At 40.9% G+C, this 25718-nt stretch carries 27 protein-coding genes, 1 other RNA gene and 1 pseudogene; 15 read left to right on the forward strand and 14 right to left on the reverse strand.

Going from position 1 to position 25718, the window contains the following annotated elements; all coding sequences use genetic code 11:
- Positions 1 to 411: 411 nt before the first annotated feature.
- Positions 412 to 1824: a PAS domain-containing sensor histidine kinase gene (locus U5K35_RS00475; protein WP_322569507.1), complete on the forward strand. Its 1413-nt coding sequence runs from the start codon at positions 412 to 414 to the stop codon at positions 1822 to 1824.
- 73 nt (positions 1825 to 1897) lie between these two features.
- On the forward strand, positions 1898 to 2866 hold the full coding sequence (gene mtgA / locus U5K35_RS00480; protein ID WP_322569508.1) for a monofunctional biosynthetic peptidoglycan transglycosylase: 969 nt from the start codon (positions 1898 to 1900) through the stop codon (positions 2864 to 2866).
- Positions 2867 to 3094: 228 nt separating this feature from the next.
- Here mtgA and U5K35_RS00485 read toward each other — a convergent pair whose 3' ends face one another.
- A complete protein-coding gene (locus U5K35_RS00485; RefSeq protein ID WP_322569509.1) occupies positions 3095 to 3559 on the reverse strand; it encodes a hypothetical protein in 465 nt (154 codons plus the stop codon).
- A gap of 174 nt (positions 3560 to 3733) precedes the next feature.
- The gene (locus tag U5K35_RS00490; RefSeq protein ID WP_322569510.1) at positions 3734 to 4891 is read right to left on the reverse strand and encodes a hypothetical protein; all 1158 of its coding nucleotides are present in this window, start codon (positions 4889 to 4891) and stop codon (positions 3734 to 3736) included.
- Positions 4892 to 5051: 160 nt separating this feature from the next.
- Between U5K35_RS00490 and U5K35_RS00495 the strand changes: the two genes are divergently transcribed.
- On the forward strand, positions 5052 to 7313 hold the full coding sequence (locus U5K35_RS00495) for a glycosyltransferase (RefSeq protein ID WP_322569511.1): 2262 nt from the start codon (positions 5052 to 5054) through the stop codon (positions 7311 to 7313).
- 519 nt (positions 7314 to 7832) lie between these two features.
- Here U5K35_RS00495 and U5K35_RS00500 read toward each other — a convergent pair.
- A complete protein-coding gene (locus tag U5K35_RS00500; protein WP_322569512.1) occupies positions 7833 to 8684 on the reverse strand; it encodes a transglutaminase-like domain-containing protein in 852 nt (283 codons plus the stop codon).
- Positions 8685 to 8863: 179 nt separating this feature from the next.
- Between U5K35_RS00500 and U5K35_RS00505 the strand changes: the two genes are divergently transcribed.
- The 4 genes from U5K35_RS00505 (at position 8864) to smpB (ending at position 12365) form a co-directional block, all read left to right on the forward strand.
- Positions 8864 to 10093 (forward strand): arginine deiminase family protein, encoded by a 1230-nt coding sequence (locus U5K35_RS00505; protein WP_322569513.1) that lies wholly within the window; start codon positions 8864 to 8866, stop codon positions 10091 to 10093.
- A 36-nt stretch (positions 10094 to 10129) separates the two neighbouring features.
- A complete protein-coding gene (locus U5K35_RS00510) occupies positions 10130 to 11335 on the forward strand; it encodes a site-2 protease family protein (RefSeq protein ID WP_322569514.1) in 1206 nt (401 codons plus the stop codon).
- A gap of 21 nt (positions 11336 to 11356) precedes the next feature.
- A complete protein-coding gene (locus tag U5K35_RS00515; RefSeq protein WP_322569515.1) occupies positions 11357 to 11791 on the forward strand; it encodes a hypothetical protein in 435 nt (144 codons plus the stop codon).
- 88 nt (positions 11792 to 11879) lie between these two features.
- On the forward strand, positions 11880 to 12365 hold the full coding sequence (gene smpB / locus U5K35_RS00520; protein WP_322569516.1) for an SsrA-binding protein SmpB: 486 nt from the start codon (positions 11880 to 11882) through the stop codon (positions 12363 to 12365).
- A gap of 88 nt (positions 12366 to 12453) precedes the next feature.
- Here the strand turns inward: smpB and U5K35_RS00525 are convergent, their stop codons facing one another.
- From U5K35_RS00525 to U5K35_RS00540, 4 genes are all read right to left on the reverse strand, one after another.
- On the reverse strand, positions 12454 to 12972 hold the full coding sequence (locus tag U5K35_RS00525) for a DUF4168 domain-containing protein (RefSeq protein ID WP_322569517.1): 519 nt from the start codon (positions 12970 to 12972) through the stop codon (positions 12454 to 12456).
- A gap of 150 nt (positions 12973 to 13122) precedes the next feature.
- An RNA gene (rnpB, locus tag U5K35_RS00530) (RNase P RNA component class A) lies at positions 13123 to 13483 on the reverse strand.
- A gap of 81 nt (positions 13484 to 13564) precedes the next feature.
- Entirely contained in the window at positions 13565 to 14299 is a 735-nt protein-coding gene (locus U5K35_RS00535) for a hypothetical protein (RefSeq protein WP_322569518.1), read from the reverse strand.
- A gap of 18 nt (positions 14300 to 14317) precedes the next feature.
- Positions 14318 to 15370 carry a Nif3-like dinuclear metal center hexameric protein gene (locus U5K35_RS00540; protein WP_322569519.1) on the reverse strand — a complete coding sequence of 351 codons (1053 nt, stop codon included), beginning with the start codon at positions 15368 to 15370 and terminating at the stop codon, positions 14318 to 14320.
- Positions 15371 to 15625: 255 nt separating this feature from the next.
- Here U5K35_RS00540 and U5K35_RS00545 point away from each other — a divergent pair, with 255 nt between their 5' ends.
- The 6 genes from U5K35_RS00545 (at position 15626) to U5K35_RS00570 (ending at position 19656) form a co-directional block, all read left to right on the forward strand.
- Positions 15626 to 16324, forward strand: a complete 699-nt coding sequence (locus U5K35_RS00545) for a YggS family pyridoxal phosphate-dependent enzyme (RefSeq protein ID WP_322569520.1) — start codon at positions 15626 to 15628, stop codon at positions 16322 to 16324.
- Positions 16325 to 16393: 69 nt separating this feature from the next.
- The gene (locus U5K35_RS00550; RefSeq protein WP_322569521.1) at positions 16394 to 16708 is read left to right on the forward strand and encodes a hypothetical protein; all 315 of its coding nucleotides are present in this window, start codon (positions 16394 to 16396) and stop codon (positions 16706 to 16708) included.
- A 2-nt stretch (positions 16709 to 16710) separates the two neighbouring features.
- Positions 16711 to 17070, forward strand: coding sequence for a hypothetical protein (locus U5K35_RS00555; RefSeq protein WP_322569522.1), 360 nt, complete (start codon positions 16711 to 16713; stop codon positions 17068 to 17070).
- 77 nt (positions 17071 to 17147) lie between these two features.
- Complete coding sequence (locus U5K35_RS00560) at positions 17148 to 17777, forward strand: DivIVA domain-containing protein (protein ID WP_322569523.1); 630 nt, start codon at positions 17148 to 17150, stop codon at positions 17775 to 17777.
- Between the two features lie 107 nt (positions 17778 to 17884).
- Positions 17885 to 18715, forward strand: a complete 831-nt coding sequence (locus U5K35_RS00565) for a purine-nucleoside phosphorylase (RefSeq protein WP_322569524.1) — start codon at positions 17885 to 17887, stop codon at positions 18713 to 18715.
- 170 nt (positions 18716 to 18885) lie between these two features.
- Positions 18886 to 19656 carry a hypothetical protein gene (locus U5K35_RS00570; RefSeq protein WP_322569525.1) on the forward strand — a complete coding sequence of 257 codons (771 nt, stop codon included), beginning with the start codon at positions 18886 to 18888 and terminating at the stop codon, positions 19654 to 19656.
- Here the strand turns inward: U5K35_RS00570 and U5K35_RS00575 are convergent.
- From U5K35_RS00575 to purM, 3 genes are read right to left on the reverse strand one after another with little or no spacing between them, the layout of a single operon-like run.
- Positions 19653 to 20138 (reverse strand): DoxX family protein, encoded by a 486-nt coding sequence (locus U5K35_RS00575; RefSeq protein WP_322569526.1) that lies wholly within the window; start codon positions 20136 to 20138, stop codon positions 19653 to 19655. The two genes, U5K35_RS00570 and U5K35_RS00575, sit on opposite strands and share 4 nt — an antisense overlap.
- A complete protein-coding gene (locus tag U5K35_RS00580) occupies positions 20138 to 20488 on the reverse strand; it encodes a hypothetical protein (RefSeq protein WP_322569527.1) in 351 nt (116 codons plus the stop codon). The genes U5K35_RS00575 and U5K35_RS00580 overlap by 1 nt, the downstream gene beginning before the upstream one ends.
- Positions 20489 to 20530: 42 nt before the next feature.
- On the reverse strand, positions 20531 to 21535 hold the full coding sequence (gene purM, locus U5K35_RS00585) for a phosphoribosylformylglycinamidine cyclo-ligase (protein ID WP_322569528.1): 1005 nt from the start codon (positions 21533 to 21535) through the stop codon (positions 20531 to 20533).
- A gap of 463 nt (positions 21536 to 21998) precedes the next feature.
- Between purM and dtd the strand changes: the two genes are divergently transcribed.
- Together dtd and U5K35_RS00595 are read left to right on the forward strand one after the other, a co-directional pair.
- Positions 21999 to 22439, forward strand: a complete 441-nt coding sequence (gene dtd, locus U5K35_RS00590) for a D-aminoacyl-tRNA deacylase (protein WP_322569529.1) — start codon at positions 21999 to 22001, stop codon at positions 22437 to 22439.
- On the forward strand, positions 22440 to 23342 hold the full coding sequence (locus U5K35_RS00595; protein WP_322569530.1) for an alkaline phosphatase family protein: 903 nt from the start codon (positions 22440 to 22442) through the stop codon (positions 23340 to 23342).
- A 50-nt stretch (positions 23343 to 23392) separates the two neighbouring features.
- On the opposite strand, the pseudogene U5K35_RS00600 reads toward U5K35_RS00595, so the two are convergent.
- From U5K35_RS00600 to rimM, 4 genes and pseudogenes are all read right to left on the reverse strand, one after another.
- Positions 23393 to 23948 (reverse strand): annotated as a pseudogene (locus U5K35_RS00600) (adenylate kinase).
- A 128-nt stretch (positions 23949 to 24076) separates the two neighbouring features.
- Positions 24077 to 24445 carry a 50S ribosomal protein L19 gene (gene rplS, locus U5K35_RS00605; RefSeq protein ID WP_416221567.1) on the reverse strand — a complete coding sequence of 123 codons (369 nt, stop codon included), beginning with the start codon at positions 24443 to 24445 and terminating at the stop codon, positions 24077 to 24079.
- Positions 24446 to 24469: 24 nt separating this feature from the next.
- On the reverse strand, positions 24470 to 25165 hold the full coding sequence (gene trmD, locus U5K35_RS00610) for a tRNA (guanosine(37)-N1)-methyltransferase TrmD (RefSeq protein ID WP_322569532.1): 696 nt from the start codon (positions 25163 to 25165) through the stop codon (positions 24470 to 24472).
- The gene (rimM, locus tag U5K35_RS00615; protein ID WP_322569533.1) at positions 25165 to 25710 is read right to left on the reverse strand and encodes a ribosome maturation factor RimM; all 546 of its coding nucleotides are present in this window, start codon (positions 25708 to 25710) and stop codon (positions 25165 to 25167) included. Before rimM ends, trmD begins: the two co-directional genes overlap by 1 nt.
- Positions 25711 to 25718 lie beyond the last annotated feature (8 nt).

The raw sequence follows: 25718 nt of genomic DNA on the forward strand, positions 1-25718 counted from the left end.
AGATATACTTAGAGATGCGTATTCTAAGTTTGAGCCTTTTAACAACTTTTGCACTACAGATAAATATATTCACTTTTTTTACTCTTTTATATTTGTTTGACAAATAAATCGCTGAACGTGCTGCTCTGAATCTTGACCCACTAATTTTTATTGACCAAGGTTTCGTGATATTCCAAAGCTTCTCATCACGAATAAAAATTGACGTTCAGGATCATTTTAGGACCATTTTAAGAGTACGACTTCACGTCTGTCCAATCTCTTTTAAAAACTAAAAAACCTTTGCAAATCCAGCCCGGGGAATCCTCACAATGGGCCGGATTATTTATGGCTTTCAGGGTTTAACGTCTAACTAAAATATTTGATTAGAATTTCTTAACTTTATCAACGTTTACCATATAAAATCATCCAGTATTGAATTTAATAAATCAAACATATTGGGTCTGGGATGTAGAAGATCAAGAGATCAGTTGTGATAAGAGTTTTCTGAATCAATTTGAGCTTACTGAAAGTGTATTTCTCACGCCTCTTCACTTTTGGGAAAGCCTTATAGATCCGGAGCATTACACTCTTTTTTTAAAAGAAATAAAAGATCTTTTACGGAACCCGGACAAATCCTCATTCTCAATTCAGACCGCCCTTAAATGTCAGGCAGGGGAGTTTAGCAGTGCTGAGATATCGGGAGAGTTGCATAATCCCAAACGGATAGCAGGAGAGATCAAACTTCATAGCCAAAAACCGTTCGAAGATGATTCTTATCTGATGAAGCTATTGATGGATCATCTACCACACAGCATCTTTTTTAAGGATCAGCAAAGCCGGTTTCTTCGAATTAATAAAACATGCTCCGGAAAATTTGGACTCAACCATCCCGGAGAAGCAATCGGTAAAACCGATTTTGATATTTTTGAAGATGAACATGCTCAGTCAGCTCTTGATGATGAAAAAGAGATTTTAAAGACCGGCGAGCCCATTATCGACAAAGAGGAAAAAGAGGTTTTTTCTGACGATAAAAGCGTAAGATGGACATCTACCTCAAAGTTTCCGATGTATAATTCTGAAGGGGAGATTATCGGGACGTTTGGAATCACAAAAGATATCACAGAAAATAAAAATCAGCAGGACGAACTGAGAGAGACGATTGATATCATCAGCCATCAAAACAGCCGGTTTCAGAATTTTGCACATATCGTATCTCACAATCTTCGGAATCATGCCGGTAACATAACCATGATCCTTTCCCTGATTGAAGAAGCTGACTCAGACCAGGAGCTGGAGGATTTTATGGGATATCTGGCCACTGCCTCAGACCGTTTAAACGAAACCATTCAGGATTTAAATAACATTGTAGACGCTCAGTACAATACGAATCTGGAGTTCAAGCCGCTCAACCTTTATAAAAACCTCCAAAATGTGAAGGATATTCTCTCATCAGAAATAATGATTCACAATGTAAAGTTTAAAGAGTCGATTCCTGAAGATTTAGAGATAGAGTACAATCCCGCCTACCTGGAAAGTATTCTGCTAAATTTGATTTCCAACGCTATCAAATACAGCCATCCCGACCGTAAGCCTGAAGTTGAAATTTCAGCAAGTCAAAATGGGGAAGACACCATTCTAACAGTTTCTGACAACGGAATAGGGCTCGACCTAAAAAAGCATAGCGATGAACTTTTTGGTATGTATAAGACTTTTCATTCCAATAAAAACTCCAAGGGAATTGGGCTCTACATTACCAAAAATCAGGTGGAAAGTCTTGGTGGCAGGATTGAAGTTGACAGTGAACCGGGGAAAGGATCCAGCTTTACCATCCATTTTGGATCTTGATTCTCATTATTTCCGGTTGTCTGCGTTACTGTAAACGCTATATTTATGACAACACTTGAGGATATCTATGCCCATGGACCTAAATTCAGATCAAGATCATAAACCGCTCTATAAAAAATGGAGGTTTTATCTCTATCTGTTGCTGGGAATTGCGGCAACTCTGTTTTTTGTGTTTCTGTTATCCCTGATAACACTTCGCTGGGTGAACCCTTCTGCAACTAGTTTTACTTTACAGGAAAATTGGTCTGAACTCGAGGCAGAGCGCTATAACCTCAGGGAATACTGGGTAAACAGTGATGAAATTCCTGAACAGATGAAGTGGGCCGTGATTGCTTCAGAAGATCAGCTGTTTTGGGATCATCATGGTTTTGACATGGAGTCTATTCGTGAGGCATGGGAGGAGATGCAGAGCGGGGAGCGGACACGCGGAGCCAGCACGATTTCTCAGCAGGTTGCCAAAAATCTTTATCTGTCGCCGGCTCAATCGTTCCTAAGGAAAGGCATTGAAGCCGGAATTACGGTTCTTATTGAGCTATTTTGGCCGAAGGAGAGAATTTTAGAAGTCTACCTGAACATAGCCGAATTTGGTCCCGGGATTTTCGGTATCGGAAAAGCCGCTGATCATTTCTGGGGGATTAAAGCCTCGGAACTTACACCTGAAATGGCTTCCCGGCTTGCAGCCGTACTTCCCAGCCCAAAACGGATGAGAGTTGAGCCGCCTTCACCCTTTGCACAGGAAAGAAGCTTATGGATTCTGCGGCAAATGACTCAGCTGAGCGGTATCGCTTACTATCAACCGGAGGAACCGGAAGAAACTCCCGATGAATTTGATGATATTGATCCCTTACTGTTAGAAACTGAATTTGATATGGACATGTATCTGACATCAGAAAAACCAGACACCGCTTCTTCAGACAGCAGTAACGCGGAAAATATAAATGAAGACAAGGAGCTGATCGATATAGATTTGCCGGACTCTTTGCTTCAGATTTCTGAACCCGACACAGCTTCTGCTAATCCTGATTCAGTAAATTTATTTTAACGTGAGTTCGAGATAAGAATTTGCAAAGAGTGTCTACCTTTTTCTGGGGAATGAAAAGTAGTGGATTCAAAGATACATAATGAATTTTCAAGACAAACCTGAGACCATCAGATCATCCCCCTCGCCCTGAAAGCTTTCGGGGCTCTTCCCCCTTCTCCCTTCGCTAAAGCTATGGAAGACAAGTCGAAGATGGACTTTTTGGCGTCAATTTCATATCTCAAACTTACGCTATTTTAAGATTTCCACAACCGGAATCGCTTCGCAATCCGTGCAGACAGTCTTATCGTTGAACTGAACGTCCGTCAGCACTATTTCTCCACAACATCCTACATCACGAAAGAGGGTATTAATATGCAATGTGTCTGTTGAAAGATCTCCCAAGGTAAGCTTAATAACATCTGATACTGATCCATATATCAGAGCAATCTTTTTATCCGTAAATGAACTGTCGGCAGTAACAAAATATTCCCGGTCCGTTTCCAAACTTACTGCAGATAGATCGTCAATGGAATAGGGTGGATCCTCACCAAAAATCAGGCTTTCACCTGACTCTGCGTCCATATAATCTAAACCGATCGCATACATCGGGGCGTCACAAACTACCCCGGAGCAGCTATTATCGGCCACGTCCTCACACGATATAAAAAGCGAGAATAACAGTAAAAGAAGCACAAAAAAGTATCGATACTTCATAATTGCCTCACCGAATCAAAAGTGTGTAATATTCTTTTATCATTTGTTAACTGAGATAAACTGCCTCGGAGCAAAGCCAGGGTATCAATCTAAAATCCATAATTTCTTGATAAACTATGTTTTTATTAAGAAGTCTCCCCCTTCGAAGGGGGACTTAAACCACCATTGATTAAATCAATTCTCCAGCAGGCGCCGGTTTCTGGATATCACCGTTTTAGATCTGTTCTTTAGCAGTTCGGTCGCATCCATCAGCATCTGCTCATTCCCCGGAAAAGGCACTGCGCGTCCGCCAATAATTTCCTCTGTCTCTTCAGAGAGTGCCTTTCTGTTCCCGCTAAACTCGCCGTATCGATGTTGAAATACGGCCTCCACCGAAGCGGATTCTGTACGCAGAAGCTGATCCGATCTCAGATCATATATATCGAGAGAACCGGCAACGAATGCTGTTTTTTTCTGCTCCGACTCTGTGATCTCGGCAGTTACCGTAACCATATTTGGCACCCGGATATCTGTCCCGGTTGAATCCTTTTTCACATTACCGTCTTCATCCAGTTCATATCTCAACCCGTCCTGAATTTCACGACTTTCAGAGTAGATTCTTCGTTCAACGGTTTCGGGTGAATAAGCGATCTCCGTAATATTCAGCACCAGAAAATAGTCGTACTCAATATTTTCATTTTCGTAGGTATCAAAGTTTAACCAGTGTGTGTTCAGATCTTTGAGTGTGGTCTTTTTCATCTCAACATCGAAAAACTCAGGCAGCACCATACCGGAATTATTTTCAATAAAGTAGAGAGCATGGTTCATCCCAAGTTGATGACTTTCATACAGTTTTTGATCTACATCTTCGTAACCCGGATAGATCTGCGCGGCCCTTTCAAATTCGTTGTAAGCCTGCCTTGCGCTCATTTTGTCTCCGCGCTCCAGGTAGTCGACTCCTCGTTCATATGACACCTCTGCAGCGGCCATTTTTGATTCTACAATTTCATTGTCATAATTGTAGAAAGTAAATTCATTCCGGATTTGCGATGGCAATCTGCGAACTTTGTTCTGCCTCCAGTTCAGCTGCTCATAGAGCTCATAAATTTCAACCCAGCTCTCTTCCCGGCCTTCCAGTTCCAGGAACTCAATTCGCTCCTTGTCGAACATATTGGCCAATTCATAAGCCTCCTTTAAAACACTCAGCTCTTTCGAGTTGTTAGGTTTCTTCATCAATTTTTCTGTGGCTCGATCAATTGCCCGGTCGTATTGACCACGTTCCAGCATCTTTTGTGAAGAGTTACACGAGATGAGAAAAAACGATATAATCAGCAGGTAACTTAATTTTTTCATGAAAACCACCGTATAATTTTGTTCGCTCTTAGGTTACTGAAAACACCTACAAATGCCAACATTTTGATCGTTAAAGAGGTATTTATGTTCCTCTGTTAAAACAGTTTAATCTCACTTTTTTTCCGCCCCAATCATCTTGTATATTGTCTAAAACAAATTCATGATGCAAGATAAGGTTCAGCTTTCAGTAATACTTACCACACATGCCCGGAAGGCGCATTTTAAAGACCTTCTTACCAAAACGACCGAATTTGGCATACCCGGTATTGAGGTTATTATAATTAATGATGCCGCTGATATTGAGACCTCTCAATTCATCCATCAGACGCTAAATACAGCTAACAGCGACAGGGTTTATCTTTTTGAACATGAATCTTTCACCGGACGCGGAAATTCTCTGAATGAAGGGCTTCTGGAGTCCACGGCACCACTGATCTGGGCACCCCTGCAGGCCGACCGTTTAAATGAATCTCTTCTCTCGGAAGCTATCCGAAAGTTTAAGTCCGATCCTGCGGGTATCTGGATTTTGGATTATTCTTTGCCGCAAACTCCCGAAGAGTGGATTAAAGCTGCCGCTGAAGGAGATTTGCCATTAGACAGCTGTCTGATCTGGAATCGCAGTGTGTTGAAAAATTCTGAATTCTTCTTCAATCAGCACCTTCAAAATCTGCACGGCGCTGAACTTGCCTTAAGATTACATCAGCATAATGCATGGCATCAAACCGATCCGTTCTTTGTTGTCTCAGAAAATCAGCCAGTTCATGCTTCAGCATCCGACCTTCGCGAGTTTCTTTTTTCAGCATTACGCATTGCAGACGGCAAAAAAGAGCAACAGGTTTTAATAGATCTTCTGAAGAACATTAAATCAGACGAAAGCATAGCTCAGACTGATGATGATTTCTTAGTAAAAGCGCGTCAGCTTCTGATGCAGGGAGATGCCAATAAATCCCTGGATATCGTAAACAAACTCCTGAAAAAGGAGCCGGATCACTACGAGGCTTTCCGAATTAAAATTCAATCTCTTGAAAAACTTCGGCGTCACGTTGAAGCAGCGGAATTAAAACACTCGCTTCATCAGCTGGAAAAGCGTCCCCGTCCTCAGTCAGAACTTTTCAAAGAAGAAACCGAGAAAAGTGAACCCCAAAAACCAAAGAATATATCGCTGAGTATCATCATCCCGACTACCGGAAGGGGAAAGGGGCTCCTGGAAAACACGTTGATTCATTTGGATCAGATAGCTGACCCGGCATCAACGGAGCTGATTGTTATAGACAATGCCAGTATTGACGACACATTTGAATACCTCCATCAGCTTGAAAAAGAAAATTTTCTCAACATTAATGTGATCACAAATCCAAATAATCGCGGATTTGGCGCGTCTGTTAATCAGGGACTGGAAGCTGCAAAGGGTGAAAATATCCTGGTAGTGCACAATGATCTGCTTCCAGATGAAGATTGTATTTCCAAACTGATAAAGGTTTTTGAAGATCATGAGGACGCAGGTCTCGTGGCACCCATTTGTTACACCGGCGATCACGCTTCAGACCTTCCGGATGAGGAGATTTCTGATGTCGACGTGGTAGAAAGCTGTTGCTTTATGGTAAAAAAGCAGTCCGCTATTCGGTTTGATGAAGAGTACCGGCTCTGCCATTTCGATATGGAAGATTTCTGCTTTCAGATATTGGATTCGGATCAAAAAATTTACGTTGCCAATCGCGCTACTGCCTCCCATCAAAATGGCAAGACCATGGATATGATGGGAATGAAACTCGTTCCACATCTTAAATGGCAAAACAGAAAGCGATACTTCGAGAAGTGGGATGGAGAACCTGAGTTTTCGATGCCAAATCAAGGCCCGCACCCCGATCGTTTTGAGCTTCTTGGCATGCCGGAAAATCCACTCGAACCTGAATCTGAGTGGATACATATCGTACAGGATTACCTGACTGATGAAGTAAAAACCGAAATTTTACGTACCGAATGGAATCAGAGAGAGTTGTTAACCATTGTTTCCGCACTGCTTATTGCCGATGAAAGAGAACTGCTCCGCACGCTCGAAGACAGACTGGATGAGCTTGATCTGCCCCCGGCATTATTGATTTTATTTGTACACTTCTATTTCGAAAAAAATATCTACTCTCGCTGTAAGCACTATCTTAGCAAGGCCGGAAATTCACATCCCATATTTGATCTGTTCCGCTTAAAAATTCATGTTGCCGATAAAGAGACTGAGCAGGCAGCTCCAATACTCACCAAAATGCTGGACCGTTACCCGGCCAGTCCCGACCTTTTCTATCTGGCCGGAGAACTTTATTCACAAACCGGTGATAAAGAGGAGGCAGAGTCTTTCCGCACAATGGCGGCCCGGCTGGATCCGTACCGGTTCTCTTCAGAAGAAGATACCATCGAGTTTACGTTGTAGACCGGCATCTATTTGATGGGACGTTAAAGTTCGAGGACTCTGAGAAATTTTCCCCTCGAGGGGAGTATCCCGACGGCATTTTGTCGGGAGGAGGGGTGTTTTTAGCACTCTGAAAAGGCTTCTGTGTGTACACATACTTTTTAACATTCAATCAGATTCCTCCATGCGTTCGCTTCGCCTGCCTTTGCTAAAGCTTCGGCAGGCAAGCTCTCTTAGGGTTCTCCCAAAAACCATTGATAACTCATTTGGGGCAAAAGTCTATTTTCCCCTCGTCTTGGTGCTCTGCTCCGGGACGACAAGCAAGCAGCTCCGCTGCAAAAAAATCTATGATTACATCGCCTCTGTTCCATTTGTAGACTATAGCTCTTTGAAGGGATTGCAGGAGATGTACAACTGAGTATCAATTTGACTCAAAAGTTCATTATTTGAACCCGAATTTACGCTTAGAGAATCATCCCCCTCAATCCCCCTTCAAAGGGGGACACTACAAAAAACTTCCTTACTTCAATTTCCAATAATTCACCCTTTCAACTCAACCAGCTGGAGCAGTTGGCGTAAATCTTTCACTTTTCTCTCCTGCCCGGCTTTGCTGTAGCTGTGAATCAGGTTACGGATACATCGTGCAAGAATCTGGATTTCATCTGCTTTTTTCAGATGATCGGGCCGCGGTTCCACACCATTTTTTTTGAGGAAGTAGTAGCACTGATCGTAACTCACAATTGTACCGCCATCGAACGGATCTATGAGAACACCTTCATTTGGTGTTTCATAAAGAATTAAAAAGTGGATGGGCATATTCACCCCATAAAAAGGAAGATTAAGTCGCCTGGCCAGAAAGATCACAACCAGTCCCAGCATAATAGGGATTCCTTTCCGCCTGTCAATCACACGATCCATTAAAGAGTTTTCAGGAATATGGTAATTAGCCGCGTCGCCCCGAAACCTCAGTTCACGAAATACATATTGCAACATAATATGCATTTTTTCCCGCAGGGATGGCGTATATGCAATATCCGAGCTGATCTGCTGTGCCAGTTTATCCAGCTTACGGGAGTAGTCTCCTTCCCGCAGCGTGGGAGTAGCAAACTTCGACAGTTTCATAACAGCTTTTTCCAGTTGGCGGCTGTTATAAATCCCCTCTTCCATCAAATCCGAAAACTCTTCCATCAGCGAACCGATGGTAATGTTGTAGATAATGTTGTTGATGAACTCTTTGTCAGACTCCCCAACCGTCTCACTTTTATGCTGATCCAGCAGCGGAACGGCATCTTCGCCAAGCTCTCTAAATCTGCTGTGGACACTGCTCTGCACTTCCGGATCTGGATCATCCAACAGGAAAATCAGTGATTCTATTTCGGATTTTGTTGTCATAATAACTGCTATACTTTCTTAAAACACCCATAATAACGGATAAAACCGCATCATGATTCATGGAAAGATACTGTTCTTTAAACTCAATTTTTAGTCATCCAAATATAAATTGAGGCAGAACGATCTCTCTGTGATTTTTCATATCTTACACGACTAAATTTTAGACTTAAACATAGACCATGAACGTAGGTATACCTTCAGAAATCAATCCGCTAAAAAAAGTAATCGTTCACACACCCGGACACGAAGTTTCTCTCGTCAATCCGGAAAATAAAGATGAACTGCTTTTTGACGATATCATCTTTGAGAGTGATGCAAAAGAGGAGCATCTGGATATGCTCAAAATTTTCAAGGCAGCTATGCCTGAAGATGGCGAAGTGATTGAAATACTGGATCTGGCGCTAGAGTGTTTTCAGGATGAGTCTGTGCGGGAAGAGTTTATCGAATTGATGATTAAAGAACTTCCGTTTGAAAATATTCATACCGTTCAGTCTGATCTAAAAGAACTCCCCGCTGAAAAACTCCTTCAGTTTGTTGTGGAGGGCTCGATACCGCCAAATCGCGCATTCAATCTTAACCCTGCACCCAATCTTCTGTTCACGCGGGATCTATCAGCAGTGGTGGGAAATCATATTATTTTATCGCGAGCCGCTAAGAAAGCGCGCGCCCGGGAATTTCTGCTGATGAATATGATTGTGAAACATCACCCGCTTTTCAGTGAAATAAAAAACAAAACAATTAACATTACCGGCCAGCAATCTATTGAAGGCGGCGACGTACTTGTAGCATCGGAAAAGATTGTTCTGATTGGAATGAGTGAGCGAACCTCATTCAGCGGTTTGATGAGTGTTGCTGAAAAACTGATAAAATCAGGCGTGGAGCACGTACTTGCCGTTGATATTCCTAAACAGCGCTCATCCATGCACCTGGATACAATCTTTACATTTGCTGATAAAAATGAGTGCATTGTTTTTCCACCCGCAATAGAAGGACAAACCGAGAATGTGGTAGACCTCTATGCTTCGGGAGATCACGTGCAAACCCGCAGGTGCAAATCACTAAAAGATGCACTTGAGGAATTAACCGGCCGGAATTTTAATTTCATCAGATGCGGTGGGGAAGAACAGATCAACCAATACCGCGAACAATGGACTGACGGTGCAAACGTTTTTGCGCTTGCGCCCGGTGTGATTGTAGGATATGGTCGGAACACCAAAACATTTGAAATGATGGCTGAGAACGGGTATAAACTGATGGATCAATACGATTTTATCGATGAGTTCACCAATAAACCATTTGACTATAAAAAGGAAGGTAAAATAGCGATTAGCTTCCAGGGGCATGAGTTGTGTCGCGGACGGGGAGGGGCTCGGTGTATGACGATGCCGGTACTTCGTTCTCAACTTTAATCGTAGAAGAAACAAAATCACTTAAAGGGCTATAATTTGTCATTTCCCCAGTACAACTTTTCTCAAGAAGAAAATTCAGACTTTGAACCGGTTAAGAAGAATAATCCTTCTCCGTGGACAATGACCAAGCACTTTCTGCTATTTGTGGTAACATTCCTGTGTGTTACGTTTGTGGGAATATTTTGGGTTGGCCATACGGCAAATGTAGAATCCTACTGGGAGATGTGGCCGCAGGGCGCTCTTTTTGCAGCACTTCTTCTGGCCTTTTTAGGCACCCATGAATTTGGCCATTACTTTGCAGCCGTTTATCATAACGTAAAAGTTACACTGCCCTATTTTATTCCAATACCGCTGGGCATTGGCACGATGGGGGCTGTTATCAAAATCGAAGAGAAGATCCGAGACACCAAAAAACTATTTGATATCGGTATCTCCGGGCCTATTGCCGGTTTTGTTGTTTCACTGATTATCTTGATCTATGGATTTGCAACGTTACCCGACGCTACTTTTGTCGAAAACTTTGCCGGCCATGAAGAGGTCATTGCTCATGTGCAGGAAACCGGTACTTATCCGGATGAAGCGCCAGAGCCTCAGTCTGAGGAAGCCGCTACAATTTTAATAGGTGATACTATTCTCTTCACTTTCCTGGCTTCATTCTTCGACAATGTGCCTCCAATGTATGAGATGTACCACTACCCGTTTCTCTTTGCCGGCTGGCTTGGACTCTTTTTCACTGCTTTGAACCTGACTCCAGTTGGTCAGTTGGACGGCGGTCATATTCTCTACTCACTTATTGGGTATAAAAAGCATCAGACCGTAGCGCGTATAAGTTTTGGATTTATCACTGCTCTTGGAGGGATCGAGGCAATCCCTTTCCTGTTCCTTACCATTGATGAGTGGTTTCCCGGTTATGGATATTCCTCGCTTCTCATTTGGGCAGCTGCTCTGCTATTTTTATTTCGAAAAGGGTTTTATAAAGAACATAACTGGATTGCTCCGATTTGGGCATTATCCATCATAAGTTCTATCGCGTATCTCTATTTTTGGGTCGGAAGCTTTGAGCAGTCCGGTTCATTAATCTGGGTAGTATGGAGTTTCTTTCTCGTTTATCTTGTTAAGATCGAGCATCCGCCGGTTATTTATGAGCAACCGCTTTCACCCGGCAGAAGACGCCTGGGATGGATCAGTATGGTCATCTTTCTCCTTTGCATCAGTCCTACACCCATTTATTTTGTCAACTAAAGAACCTATCAATACAATACAATGCTAAAAAAATTAATTACACTTTTACTTCTGGCAACACTTCTCTCATGCAGCAGCGAAGAAGAAAATATTGAAATCGATCCTGATTTAACTCTTTCTGAACAGGTTGATCAGCTGATTGATCAAAACAGATATGAAGATGCATTGAGTCTGCTTCGACAAGAAGATCCTCAGAATCCGGATACCCGTTTCTTGCTGGAGAAGACACACCTTAATTACGGGCTTCACAGTATGAGTACGTTTGATCAAACGGAAATGCGGACTCGCATGAATAACGCGCTGCTTCAGTTTGTGGAGGTACTCAAGCTCAATCCTGATAATCAAATGGCGCGCGATCAGATTATTCAGATTATGGATATCTATTCAACCATACCAAACCGCGAACCGGAACCTGAGGTGCTCGAGGCTCTTCGGGAAGTCGGTTTTGATTACTGATTTAATCTATAATCTTTGGTATCAAGCCGTTTAGCTGATACCTTTATCAGTAAAGAGATCGTTTTAATATTTAAAACAGAAGAGACCTTTGGCTAAAAAAGAATCCAAAAAAAACGCTCCTCCAAAAATTGAGAATCGTAAGGCCCGTCACGACTACCATGTAGATGAAACGTACGAAGCCGGTATCGTTTTAAAGGGGACTGAAGTAAAATCAATTCGGGATGGCAAGGCAAGCCTGAATGAAGCGTTTGCCTATTTTAAGAATGGGGAGATTTGGCTGAAGAATATGTATATAAAACCGTATAAGTTCGGTTCATACAGCAATCACGATGAGCGACGGGAGAGAAAATTACTCTTCAAGAAAAGGGAAATCAGAGAAATAGATAAGAGTATGCACCAGAAAGGCTTTACTCTTGTTCCCCTTAAGCTCTACTTTAAAGGCGGTTATGCAAAAGTTTTAATGGGTCTGGCTCGCGGTAAAAAACAATATGATAAGCGGGAAGATATCAAACAGAAAGATGTGCGCCGTGAGCTGGATCGTAAAATTAAAGGTTCGTACAGCGTAAACCTTTAATACGAATCTTTAGAAATTGAGCATAAAAAAAGGCTGTTGCGATAAGCAACAGCCTTTTCTGTTTAAATTCTGAAATGACTCAGATCAGTTATCCTTCTTCTCCATCTTCAAGAAGAGCTTCAACACGAGCTCTAAGCTCTTCATCCTGTTGAGCAGCCATCACGATATTTTGATATCGTTCAACCGTCAATCCACTCGACTCAATCTTTTCAACCATTTTTTTGTCAGCTTCTGACTGAATTTCCATAAGAGTTGGCTGCAGTGTTTGAAGTGTTGCCATCTCTTCGTCAGTAACGTTTACCTGATCTGCCATTTGTGGATTCTGCATGGCCATCATCATCTGCTGAAAACGTTCGAACGTGATGTCTTCACCTTCAACGGCTTCCTGCATTTTCTCTTGAGCTTCAGTTTGAATTGGGCCCAATTCATTAATTGCACTTGCAACCATTTCAATTTCATCATCACTAACATCATCATTTGATGGAAGGTCAGGCATCTGTTGCTGCTGCTGTTGTTGTTGCTCCTGTTGCTGCACTTGCGCAAACAGTGTACCCGCTCCAAATAGGATTACGATCAGTGCGATACTTATACTTTTAAAAAATTTCATGTAGTATGTTTATTATTTAGTATTGATTATTCTAGGTCTATAACCTAAGATACTGGATTTTATTACCCATTGATTTCTGCTCCAAAATCTTCTTTTTTCACTCCAATAACAAAAAAGGCTACCGGATAATACTCCAATAGCCTTTAAAGTTCGTAAAGATTTCCTGTAAGCCGAATTCTGTTTCCCGATAAATCGGAACGACAATCATTTATCTAGGCTTTGAATCACTCCAAAGCTCAAGCGTTCTACCCGGCTGTATAGCGACGAGAGGCGCACAGCCTGCGTGAACTTGCACCCCGTGAGGTTTACCCTGCCCCCCGGCGTTACCGTCGGGGGCGGTGAGCTCTTACCTCGCCTTTTCACCATCACCTCAACGAATCGAGGCTGTCTGTTTTCTGTGGCACTGGCTGTCCTCTGTTAAAGAGACCTTCCTGTTAGGAAGCACGGTTCTCGTTGGTGTTCGGACTTTCCTCATCCCGACAAGTCGGGAAGCGATTGTCCGGAAATCTTCACTTAAATCGATGTATTGGTAACGTTTAGAGTAGCTATAAACGTATAACCATCAATAATAAGATGCTTAACGAATTTTTATCTAAACTTTAAGCTGTTTTTTTGCTTCTTCAAAGAAGGAGGGGTCTACAACAATGCGACCGCTATTCTCGTCAATGATAATTTTATTCTTTCTGCGAACTTCAACCTGTGTTTGCGGTGGTAAAGCCATTCCGTGAGCGGCTCCCCTGTCCATTGCAACAACGGCCATTCCGTTTGCAAGTCCGTCTCTCAAGCGATTATAGCTTCTCACATAGCGACTATCCAATTCCTCTTCCAGTTCGTCGCGTTTATCCAGAAGCTTTTCCTCTTCCTCTTTTGTGCTTGCTACAACCTTGTCCAGATTCACTTTTTTTTCTGCATGGAGCTCTTCTGTCTCTTCCAGCTTCTCTTTGTTCGATTCGAGCTCAGCTTCTACTTCTTCCTGTCTTTTTGAGATCTCTTCCAGCCTCGATTCAGCATTTTCAACAAACGTTTTCTGTGCTTCAATCTCTTTGGTTAAAGCATCATACTCTCGATTGTTACGAACGGAAAGCTGCTGCTCTTCATATTTCTTGGTCTTTTCCAGAGACTCTTCAATACCTACTTCCAGCTTTTTCTTTTCAGATTTAAGGCTGTCGGCTTCCTCTTCAAGCTGATTGATACGAGCATTGTATCGATTAATATTCGTTTCAATATCAAGAATTTCTTCAGGGAGATCGCCGCGAAGTTGTCTGATTTCGTCGATTCGACTGTCGATGTACTGTAAATTGGCTAATTGTTGAAGTACCTCTTGCATGGCTTTATATAGAGAAGTTTAGATGTTTTTATTTTCAAAATCGGTTACGTAGACCTTCATGGGATTGGTTACCGTTTCGGTTGCATCTACGGATAGGTGTTCAAAAGCTTCAGAAAGTTCTTTTCGGATGGCTTCCACTACAGGAAATTCACTTTCGTAGTGACCGGCATCCACAAGCAGGAAATCCTGCCTTTCAGTAAAATAGTCGTGATACTTAATATCTGCAGTTACAAAAGCGTCTGCTCCGGCTTTTATCGCTTTTTTCTTCAGAAATACTCCGGCTCCGCCACAAACAGCAACTTTTTTAATTCGATCAGATTTACCGGAAAATCGAACGGATGGCACATCAAGTGCCCGGCAGATCAAGTGTAGAAATTCGTCCATGGCAATTCCCTCTTCGGGATAATCGCCCATAACTCCCATTCCAAAATTGTTGGATGGTGTTGTAAGCTCCATCTCCTGGAAGCTACCTTTCTTAAGCAATCCTTCCTGTTCCAAAGCCCCGCGTAACTGACTTACATTCTGTTGATCTATCGTTGCTTCAAAACAGTATTGCCCCTCTTTGCGGTTATCCACGCTAAAAAAGTGAGCCTCTTCGGCTGAGAAATAGTTAAGGAGTTTCAATACAGCTTTTGTGTCGTCTGTACTGGTTACCAGCGATATTTTCCGGCTTATGTTATAATTCTTGTCCAGAAACTGGAGATTGTCGAGACCCAGGTTATTGGCTAGTACAAATGAAACCCCATCAAGTGCTGCGTCCAGATTTGTGTGAGCTGACATAAGGGCAATATTATTGCGAATCATCTTGTAAATAATCCGGCCCTGTTCATCTGTAGGGTTGATTCTCGAAATTTCTTTAAAAATGAGGGGATGGTGCGAAACAATAAGTTCACATTTTTTTTCCAGTGCCTCATCAACAACATCTTCTGTAACATCAAGACAAACTAATACTCTCGATACAGATGTGGAGGGATCACCTACTAAAAGTCCAACATTATCATAACTCATCTTTATGCCGGGGGGAGCCCATTGATGCATAAAGTCTGTTATATGGCGAACTTGAGTGTTCAAGTCTTAGAGCCTCCGTTTATTTGATGTGCTTTTGTCTCTACCGGAAGGAAAGAACCCGCTATACCCTTTATGTAAGATATTTGCTGATGTATCATAATCTTTATCACAGGCTTACAAAATACGATTATTTTTAAACCATTAAAAAACTAAATTCAGTTTTATTTGTGTTTTCAATTACTTTTTGAAATGTTTTCAAGCTTATCTTACTTATCAGTATAAAGAGGAAAATTTTTAGATAATTAATAACTGATATTTATGAGCAGCGATATTAATTCACGTTACAATCAGGTTCAGGAAAGAATTAGAAAAGCTTGCAAGGATTCAGGTAGAGATCCTGACGAAATTATGCTGGTCGCCGTAAGTAAAACCAAGCCGGATGAAGATGTTCTTAAACTGATAGAACAAGGTCATTACCACTTTGGCGAAAATAGGGCGAAAGCATTGCAGGACAGAATGGAGTCTGTTAAAAATCCTGCGGCCGTCTGGCATTTTATCGGCAATCTTCAAACCAACAAGATTAAGTACATGGTTGAAAGAGTGAACTGGATCCAATCCATTCACAAAATGAAAGCTCTTAAGGAAGTAGAAAAAAGAGCTTCAGAAATTAATCGTGTAATTAATGTACTAATCCAGGTAAATATCAGTGATGAAGATCAGAAAAGTGGATGTGATCCGGAGCAACTGGAAGGAATGCTTAAATACGCTCAGAATCTAAAGTACACGAAAGTTAGAGGGCTGATGGGAATGGCTACGTTTACGGATGATTTGGATATAGTTCGGCCTGAATTCAAACTTTTAAAGAAACTACGCGACGAACATATACATCTCAGTGAAGGATCAGTAGATTTAAAACACCTGTCGATGGGTATGACCAACGACCTGGAAGTTGCAATTCAGGAGGGATCTACCATGGTTCGTGTTGGCACGGCAATCTTTGGAGAACGCAACTATTAAAAAATCATTCCGTTATAATACCACTTCCTGTCAGGGATTTATTATTTTAAATAAAAAATTGATTTAATTATGGGAGCTTTTGGTTGGATTTTAGTTGCGCTTGCGGCAATTATCGGCGGGTATATTGTAGACTATCAAAAAAATAAATTAAAGTGGCAGGATAAATCGTCAAAAACAGCAGAAGACTTGGACGAGGTTCGAACGTTAGTTCATCAAATGAAAAAACGTATAGAAAATCTTGAGGCTATTGCCGCCAGTGACCCTAACGAATTCAAATCAAAGACTTCTGATCCTCTGGATCGGATTGAAATAGATAGGGATGAACAGATCAAAAAAGAGAACGAACGTAAAGTTTCTAATTTAGCTAAAGAAAAAGGTGATTAGACATGGGTGAAGAAGTAGTAATTTTAAGTATTATTTTTGGGAGTGTAATTTCCATTGTTTTCATAGCAACCCTTGGCAGTATTATTAAAGCTGCAATAAAGCGAAAATCCAGCGGTAGCGTAGCGGATAACAAGGAATTTTTAGCTGCACTCAGGGAGTTTAAGGAGAAAACCGACAGGCGACTTCAAAATCTGGAAGCCATCGTTTCCGGTGATGATCCTTTGCCTTCCAAATCCAATAATAAGGAAGAAAAAAAGGCGGAACGTAAAAGTGCGATTGAGATAGAAATTGATGATGAAAAGAAAAATGAGAATGAAAACCGAACAGATAGCGGTAAACTGAAAAACATGTTAAATCAGTAATCGTTATTTTCTTTGATTATATCTGTTTCGCATACTCTTGAGTCTGATAATTATAACCTGTACATCCAAACCAAACTATGGGATCAAAACCAATGAAGCTCACCGCCCTGGAAATCAAACAGCAGCAGTTCGAAAAATCACTACGGGGTTATGACACCGCCGAAGTTCACGCATACTTGAATCTTATTGCGAGCGAGTGGGAGCATATGGTTGGAAAAATGCGGGAACTTGAAAATCAGATTGATAAAATGGATGACAAGCTGAAACACTATGAGCGTGTGGAAGAAGCTCTCCATGAAACACTTCAAACAGCTAAAGACAGTGCTGAACAAAAGTTAACAGGAGCCAAAAAAGAGTCTCGCAATATTATAGAAAAAGCAGAGATGGAGGCCGATTCGATTGTTCGGGAAGCTCATCAGCAGAGGCAACAGATTCGACAAAGCATCTTAAGACTGCTAGACAGACGCGAAGAGATTATCAGTGGAATAAAATCCTATTTAGATATTGCTTCAGATTCACTCAGTCAGTTCAGTAAAGATGAAGCATCGCTATTTCGTCTTCCTAAAGAACCGGAACTGGAAGAGATGGAAGCCCGGAAAAAATCATCAAACGAAAAGAAAAAATTTGAGTTTGACGAATCTGATGAAGGTGATTCAGCTTCCAAAGTACCCCAATCTCTGGATGATATTCTGGATGAACTGGATTAACTGTATCATCTTATTTAACTAAACTGCCGGCTCATTAATACTGTTGAAGCAGAGTATTATTCTTATCTTTTTACCTAAAAAATTGCATACCAAATCATCAAGTTAATATGGAATCAGTAGAAACATTTCGTAAGAATCGTAACGAAGCACTGCAGCACATTCAATCTGTTACTAAAATGCAGCCGGAGTATATGCTGATTTTAGGTACCGGATTGGGTCAGCTGGCTGACGAGATGGATATCGAAACAGAGATTCCATACGACGAAATACCTCACTTTCCTGTCTCTACCGTAGAAAGTCACGCAGGAAAACTTCTCTTTGGTCATCTTGGTGGTAAGGAAGTGGTTGCCATGCAGGGTAGATTTCACTTTTACGAGGGATACACCATGCAGCAGATTGTATTTCCAATTCGTGTTTTAAGAGAGAACGGAGCCAATACTCTTTTTGTAAGCAACGCAAGCGGCGGCCTGAACTCCAACTACAGACGCGGCGATATTATGTTGATTAAAGATCATATAAACCTCTTGGGTGACAATCCGCTTATCGGACCCAACGATGACGAACTGGGACCGCGCTTTCCTGATATGAGTGAACCTTATACAGAGCGTTTGACAGACATTGCGCAGACTGTGGCTCTCGAAGAAAATATTTTTATGCACCAAGGAGTTTACGCAGCTATGAGCGGGCCAATGCTCGAAACAAAATCAGAGTATCGTTTTTTAAAGCTTATTGGTGCTGATGTAATTGGAATGAGCACGATTCCGGAAGTTATTTCGGCGGTTCATATGGGCATGGAAGTTCTTGGTATTTCTGTAATTACTGATGAATGTTTTCCCGACTCGCTCCAGCCTGTTGTAATTGAAGATATATTGGAGGCGGCAGGTATGGCTGAACCTAAAATGACAAAAGTAATTATTAAAGTTTTGGAAAAGCTTTAAATAGCTAATTATTATAGGTTTAATTAAATATTTTTAAGGTTGTAAGAAACTTAAAACCACACCGTTCTTGTAGTTACTTTTAATATAAAAAGTCGTATTTTTATACTTGTATTTAACACTGTTTTTTGATTAAATACAATAACCTATAATTCTTTAGCACATCATTGCGTATGAGCTTTCACGATTTTGACGACGGCCCTATTTGGAATGAGTTTCAATGGGAGTCCCACCTAAACGAGATCGAGAAAAGAAGCGAACAACTTCGACAATTCATCACTTCTGATCCTAATGGAAACACCCCGCGCTGGCTTATTCTTCTCCAGGAGAGTATCGATGAGCTGGATGCTGTGGAAACGTTTATCGAAGAAGAGCTTCTTTTAGATGACGCCTATTTCCCTGAAGATGAAGACGACTGGGAAGATGATGAAGATGAGTGGGATGACGATGACTTTTTCTTCCTTGACGAGGATTTCCCATTTGATCAGGATGATGAAGACGATTATGAAAGCGGAGAAAGCTGGAAGGAATTAAGCGAAGATTATTCGATGGATGAGTTTGGTTCCATTGAAAATCTATCCGTTTACAAAGAGTCCAGAAATTTTGCCGTTGATGTATTGAAATGGGGAGAGTCTATCAATCCGCACTATCAGTCTAAACCGGTTCATGATTTTGTAAGTAATACACTTACCATCTCCGCAAAACTCGCAGGGGGCTACTCATTCGGTTTCGATCTGGATGTATTGGGTGGTAACATTGCCTACACAAAGAAAGCTCTCTACAGTGCAAACGAAGCTCTCATAAATCTGCAGAAGCTAAAGAAAGGTAAACTGCTGGACAGTGAGCTTTATTTTGAATTTCATAACCGACTCTTTGAAATTCGAAATAACATTGGAATTTACGTGCAGGAGCTTAGAGACCGTTTCAATACCGGAATGGATTAGTGATGATCCGGATCTCCCGATCCAAACAATTTTAGATCAAGTGAATACATTCCACCTCCTTTTATCAGGAGAAAAATAGAGCCTACTAGCATTGCCATATCATTTCTGGATTCATGGATCATGCTAAGCAAACCGTAATATTCCAGGTTTCTCAGACTAAATCCCATCATCTCAGTTCCAAAAAGGATTGGAATTTTAGTGGTTATAATTGCCACAACCATGATTATAATGAGTGGAATCGAGGCATACCTTGTAAATAATCCCAGCAGAACCAGTAATCCACAGACCGTTTCAAATCCACCCACCATGTAGCCAGAAAATTCGGGGAAAGGAATACCGATACTTTCAAAACGTCCAGGTCCTCTTAGACTAGGGTAAAGAAATTTTTGAATTCCTTCAGCCAAAAATACCACACCTACCAGAAATCGAATTAAAATCGTTGTCTTCTCTTTTCCTGTTGTGAGATATTTTCTAAGATTCATTAGTTAGTCGCTTTTGCTTTCTCGATCAGCTCTTCCGGAGCATCGATATCCATGCGCAAGAGGGTGGAAGCGTGAGTTTTTCCCTGTGCATCAAGTTTCAGAGATACTGTTCCACCGCCGCCAAGACTTTCATTCAGAATAAAGTTCAGGGCACCGATATTATCCATCTCATAACGCTCAACCTCGCCTTTGCAGATGTGCTTCATATACTCTTTTACCCTGTCTGCAGTAAGTTCTTTTTTCAGAAATTCATAGATGTCAGGATGACGCGCAATGATTCCAACATTACTTCCATTTCCTTTGTCTCCGCTGCGGCCGTGAGCCAGTTCAAGTAGTTTTACAGTAGCCATTTTATTAATTTTTTTTTCACGTTATGGTTTAGACCGATTTGTTCATTTTACAGAACCAATCTCAAACATCTCTTCTCCAAGTTTTTCCGATACACTCTTCAGTTTATTCAACGAATCCGGATTTACAACAGCAATCAAACCAATACCTAAATTAAACGTTTGTCGCATATCTTCTTCATCCACATTTCCTGTCTCCTGAATCAGATCAAAAATAGCAGGTCTTTCCCAGGTATCCCAATTCATCTCAATTGATAATCCATCCGGAACTACCCGTTTTGTATTGCCAATAATACCGCCACCTGTTATGTGTGAAAATCCGTTTACGCCATCAATCAATTTCAATTCTGTAATCAGCGAAAGATAAGATTTATGAACCTTTAATAACTCTTCTGCAACTGAACAGTCCAGCTTACCGGGTATATCATTAATTTCATATTCGCTAAACAGAACACTTCTGGCCAGTGAATAACCGTTGGTGTGAAGTCCGTTGCTTTTGAAGCCGATCAGCTTATCACCTTTTTGAATTTTTGAACCGTCGATAAGTTTACTTTTGTCTACAACTCCAACAATGGTACCGGCCAGATCAAATTCCCCTTTCTGATAGATATCCGGCATTTCAGCGGTTTCGCCGCCAATCAGTGCAACTCCATTCTCTTTACAGGCTTTTGAAAATCCTTTGATCACATTATAACCGACTTCCTGTTCCAGTTTACCGGTTGAAAAATAATCCAGGAAAAACAAGGGTGTTGCACCACAAACGGCAATATCATTCACGCAGTGGTTAACCAGATCCTGGCCAACGGTATCATATTTACCTGCCTTGAAAGCTACAATCAATTTGGTTCCAACACCATCAACGCTGCTAACCAGCACCGGTTCATCATAGCTTGAAAAGTCAGCATTAAAGAGAGCTCCAAAACCACCAATATTGGTTAGCACATTTTTGTTGTGAGTTTCTTTAACAACATCTTTAATTGAATCAACAAGTTCTTCACCTGCTTTAATATCTACACCGGAGTCTTTGTAACTGAATGATTTTTTACTCACCGTAAAAGAGAATTTTTAGCATTTAAAAAATTGAACATCTGAAATTCAGATTTGTTTAAATATAGAAAGAAAGAGAGAACTGATTTTGAATTATTCTGCTTGTTATCCACAGGTATATACGAGTAAGATGAGATTTTTATTTAGTCTTTTAATAGTAGGGAGTGTGGATATGTTTACAACTTATTTATCAAAACCCAGGTAGATAAGTTTTGTATTATGTGAATAACATTGTGGATAAATAAACAAGTAAAATCAATTACTTAATTATCCTTTTATAAAGTAATTAACATTTTATACGTATCACACCTATCTTTATGTTTTCATCCTTCCACATCAAAAGTTATTCTTTTTGGATGTGTATAAACCAGAATTTTTGTTGATTGATGTGGAAAGATCTGATCAAAATTCTGACTTCCCGGTTGTTAACAAATTAAAATCGACTTATTAACAGTTTTATCAACATATGAAGATTGTAGTTCAGCGCGTGAAAAGAGCATCCGTTACTGTAGATGGTAGCGTAACCGGAAGTATTAATCATGGTCTTTTACTTCTTATAGGGATCCATGAATCGGACAGTAAAGAAGAGATTGACTGGTGCTGCAGAAAAATATCCAAGCTAAGAATTTTTGAGGATGAGGAAGGTAAAATGAACCATTCGGTACAGGATGTAGAGGGTGGAATTTTAGCAGTATCCCAATTCACACTTTACGGAAATACGCGAAAGGGCACGCGTCCAAGCTTTATTGAAGCTGCCAAACCGGATGTAGCAGAACCGCTTTACGATTATATGGTAGAACGTTTTAAAAAAATTACGAATTTAAACGTACAGGAAGGTAAGTTTGGAGCAATGATGGATGTAGAGTTAATCAATGATGGACCGGTCACTATAATAGTAGAAAAATAAATGTCTGTATTTTTTGTATTTATTGATGGAGTAGGTGTTGGCGAAAAGTCTGAATTTAACCCTCTATCTGACCAAAACTTAAAATCTTTCTCCTATTTCACTGAAGGTGATGGTCTGCATAGTGGTATCCAACCTTCCATCAAAAGTGATAAACTGTATTTGCCAATCGATGCTAATCTGGATATAGAAGGCTTGCCGCAAAGTGGTACGGGACAGGCATCCCTTTTTTCAGGAGAAAATGCTTCGAAAATTGCAGGTAAACATTTTGGTCCGTTTCCCTATTCTAAAACCAAGTTTTTGTTAAAAGAGAAGAGTCTATTTCATAAAGCTCAAATAGAAGGTTTTAAACCTCATTTTTTAAATGCATATCCTGATATTTTTTTTGAAAAATCAAAGAAAAGGAATCGATGGACGTGCACAACCCTTATGACAAAATCGGCGGGAATTAAACTGAACGGGTTGGAAAGCTTATTAGATAATAAATCACTGACTGCAGAAATTATACAGGATGCCTGGCGGAACAGTTTGAACCTGGATGTACCTAAAATAACACCTGAAGATGCAGCTGAAAGAGCATTAAGCTCTTTGTTGGAATATGACTTGGTGCTGTATGAGTACTATTTGACTGATAAAGCCGGCCATGAAATGGATAGTGAGAAAGCAAGCAAAGTACTGGGAGTTCTGGATCGCTTTCTAGTAGAGATCATTGAAAATTTAAAGGAGGGAGATACCCTGGTTATTTCCAGTGATCATGGAAATATTGAGGATCTTTCCACAAAGACTCATACCCGAAATCCAGTCCCGTTGTTTGTTATGGGAGATACCTATGCGTTTAAAAAGGCAGCTTCTATTTTGGATGTGACACCGGCAATTGTTGAAACGCTGAAAAGAGGGCGTAAATAAAAAAAGCTCCCGGAATACAGGAGCTTTTTGAAAGTTGTTTTAAAAGACAATTAGGAGAGAGTTTTTTCGATTCTGTTGAATATTTCATCAATAGAACCAACGCCGTTAATCTCTTTTACAGCACCTTTCTCTTTATAGTAGTTGAGAACTGGAGCTGTCTCTTTGATGATAAACGCTCAGCCTGTTTTTTACTTTTTCAGGGGTGTCATCAGAACGTCCTTCGCCGCGGCTTAAAATTCTTTCAACTAATTCATCTTCAGGAACAGAGAGGGTCAGAAAAGCATCGATTTTCTTTTCGTTTTTCTCGAAAAATGAATCCAAAGCTTCAGCCTGAGCCACAGTTCTTGGAAATCCGTCCAGAATTACGCCATCGTCGTATTTTTCTTTACTCAGTTCATCTTTTACCAGATCAACTACAGTTTCATCGGGAACGAGTTCTCCGGCATCCAGGATCGATTTAACCTTTTTGCCCAGAGGGGTTTCGTTTTTGATGTTTTCTCTGAAAATATTGCCCGTAGAGAGATGAGGAATCTCAAAATGGGTTTTAATTTTTTTTGCCTGAGTACCTTTACCGGCTCCCGGAGGGCCGAAAATAATAATATTCATAATACCCTATTGTGTTTATAGTTAGCTCAAGGTCTCTCTGAAAAGATCAGGAAGAGCTGATTAGTAATGACAATTTAGGTGTCAAAAAAAAGGCGATACATTTATGCATCGCCTTTTTAAAATAAGAACTACTTCTTTTTGTTAGTAGCGTTTGTTGAATCTTTTTCACGGATTCTGGCTGCTTTACCTCTTCGATCCCGAAGGTAGAAAAGCTTGGAACGACGTACGCGTCCTTTTTTCTTAATCTCAATTTTAGCGATAAATGGTGAGTAAAGAGGGAAAATTCTTTCTACGCCCACGCTGCCCGACATTTTACGCACGGTAAACGTTTTATTAGCACCACTTCCGCGTTCGTTAATAACAACGCCTTGATACTGCTGAATTCGCTCTTTATCCCCTTCACGAACACGATAGTGAACGTTTACGGTATCTCCGGCTGTAAATTCCGGTAGATCGTCGCGTACAACGGTCTGTTCTACAAGTTTCAATTTATCCATGATATTGTCCTCGTTACTGGGCTTTTAGTTTTTCTTATTAAATTTTTTGTATAAATCTGGTCGTCTCTGTTTGGTTCGTTCAATCGCCATATCGGACCGCCATTCAGCAATTTTCTTATGATCTCCGGATCGTAAAATATCCGGAACTTCCATGCCTTCAAACTCAGCCGGCCTGGTGTAGACCGGAGGTTCCAGAAGATCATCCTGAAAGGAATCTGTCAGCGCACTTTCGGCATCACCAAGTACTCCGGGCAGTAGACGCACAATGGCATCTGTCATAACCAATGCCGGAAGTTCACCGCCTGAAAGTACGAAATCACCGATAGAAAATTCACCGGTAATGAGTTCGTCGCGAACCCGCTGATCGACTCCTTTATAGTGTCCACAAAGAATGACAATGTTTTTTTTCAGCGACAGCTTATTTGCATCCTTCTGTTCAAACTTCTTCCCGTCTGCAGCTGTAAAGAGTACATCATCATATGTTCTTTCACTTTGCAGTTTACGTATACAGGAAAAAATTGGCTGTGCTGTCATCACCATTCCTGCTCCTCCTCCATATGGTGCATCATCAATTTTGTGATGTTTATCCTCAGAATATTCCCGCAGATCGTGTGTGTAAATCTCAACCAGGTTGTTTTCCCTGGCTCGTCCTACGATACTGTGATCGAGCGGACTTCGAAGCAGTTCAGGAACACCTGATATGATGTCAATTCTAAGCATTAACCTTCTTCTGTTAATTGATTGAGGTTTTTGCAGTAAACTGAACCACGTTCGTGATCGACACGATCAATATACTCATCCACCATTGGAATAAGGAGCGAACCGGATTGATACTTTATTTCAAGAATTGGGTGAGCCGGATTTTCAAAAAGATCCAGTACTTCTCCCACTTCCCGATTTTCTGAATAAACGTGATAGCCGATCATATCTACTGAGTCAGCTTCCTGTTTATCGGTGAGGTTTTCAAGCTCTTCATTTACTACAAAAAGAGCTTTATTCATAGCCTCATCGGCATCATCCCGATTAGCGATTAAATCAAATTTTACAAAGAACGTATGTTGATTTCTCTTCTTTTCAACCCGGTAAGATTCAATTCTTGCGGGAATTAGATCGGATCGTTTATTTCTCATATAGTAGAGATTGATCCGGTCAAAAAGTCCATCAACAAATTTTTCATTTGGCTGAAAACGGATGTCGCCATCCAATCCTCTTGGCCTGCCAAAGCGGCCAATTTCGATAAACCGGTTAATCACTAAATTACTCATAACCGGTC

The sequence above is a fragment of the Rhodohalobacter sp. genome (assembly GCF_034521535.1).
In the GTDB taxonomy this organism is placed as follows: domain Bacteria; phylum Bacteroidota; class Rhodothermia; order Balneolales; family Balneolaceae; genus Rhodohalobacter.

Bases quoted from the DNA above. Each gene is read 5' to 3' on its own strand.
- mtgA (WP_322569508.1), top strand. From the start codon at position 1,898: ATGGACCTAAATTCAGATCAAGATCATAAACCGCTCTATAAAAAATGG.
- U5K35_RS00485 (WP_322569509.1), bottom strand. From the start codon at position 3,559: ATGAAGTATCGATACTTTTTTGTGCTTCTTTTACTGTTATTCTCGCTT.
- U5K35_RS00490 (WP_322569510.1), bottom strand. From the start codon at position 4,891: ATGAAAAAATTAAGTTACCTGCTGATTATATCGTTTTTTCTCATCTCG.
- U5K35_RS00495 (WP_322569511.1), top strand. From the start codon at position 5,052: ATGATGCAAGATAAGGTTCAGCTTTCAGTAATACTTACCACACATGCC.
- U5K35_RS00500 (WP_322569512.1), bottom strand. From the start codon at position 8,684: ATGACAACAAAATCCGAAATAGAATCACTGATTTTCCTGTTGGATGAT.
- U5K35_RS00505 (WP_322569513.1), top strand. From the start codon at position 8,864: ATGAACGTAGGTATACCTTCAGAAATCAATCCGCTAAAAAAAGTAATC.
- U5K35_RS00515 (WP_322569515.1), top strand. From the start codon at position 11,357: ATGCTAAAAAAATTAATTACACTTTTACTTCTGGCAACACTTCTCTCA.
- U5K35_RS00525 (WP_322569517.1), bottom strand. From the start codon at position 12,972: ATGAAATTTTTTAAAAGTATAAGTATCGCACTGATCGTAATCCTATTT.
- U5K35_RS00535 (WP_322569518.1), bottom strand. From the start codon at position 14,299: ATGCAAGAGGTACTTCAACAATTAGCCAATTTACAGTACATCGACAGT.
- U5K35_RS00545 (WP_322569520.1), top strand. From the start codon at position 15,626: ATGAGCAGCGATATTAATTCACGTTACAATCAGGTTCAGGAAAGAATT.
- U5K35_RS00550 (WP_322569521.1), top strand. From the start codon at position 16,394: ATGGGAGCTTTTGGTTGGATTTTAGTTGCGCTTGCGGCAATTATCGGC.
- U5K35_RS00555 (WP_322569522.1), top strand. From the start codon at position 16,711: ATGGGTGAAGAAGTAGTAATTTTAAGTATTATTTTTGGGAGTGTAATT.
- U5K35_RS00560 (WP_322569523.1), top strand. From the start codon at position 17,148: ATGGGATCAAAACCAATGAAGCTCACCGCCCTGGAAATCAAACAGCAG.
- U5K35_RS00565 (WP_322569524.1), top strand. From the start codon at position 17,885: ATGGAATCAGTAGAAACATTTCGTAAGAATCGTAACGAAGCACTGCAG.
- U5K35_RS00570 (WP_322569525.1), top strand. From the start codon at position 18,886: ATGAGCTTTCACGATTTTGACGACGGCCCTATTTGGAATGAGTTTCAA.
- U5K35_RS00575 (WP_322569526.1), bottom strand. From the start codon at position 20,138: ATGAATCTTAGAAAATATCTCACAACAGGAAAAGAGAAGACAACGATT.
- U5K35_RS00580 (WP_322569527.1), bottom strand. From the start codon at position 20,488: ATGGCTACTGTAAAACTACTTGAACTGGCTCACGGCCGCAGCGGAGAC.
- dtd (WP_322569529.1), top strand. From the start codon at position 21,999: ATGAAGATTGTAGTTCAGCGCGTGAAAAGAGCATCCGTTACTGTAGAT.
- U5K35_RS00595 (WP_322569530.1), top strand. From the start codon at position 22,440: ATGTCTGTATTTTTTGTATTTATTGATGGAGTAGGTGTTGGCGAAAAG.
- rplS (WP_416221567.1), bottom strand. From the start codon at position 24,445: ATGGATAAATTGAAACTTGTAGAACAGACCGTTGTACGCGACGATCTA.
- trmD (WP_322569532.1), bottom strand. From the start codon at position 25,165: ATGCTTAGAATTGACATCATATCAGGTGTTCCTGAACTGCTTCGAAGT.
- rimM (WP_322569533.1), bottom strand. From the start codon at position 25,710: ATGAGTAATTTAGTGATTAACCGGTTTATCGAAATTGGCCGCTTTGGC.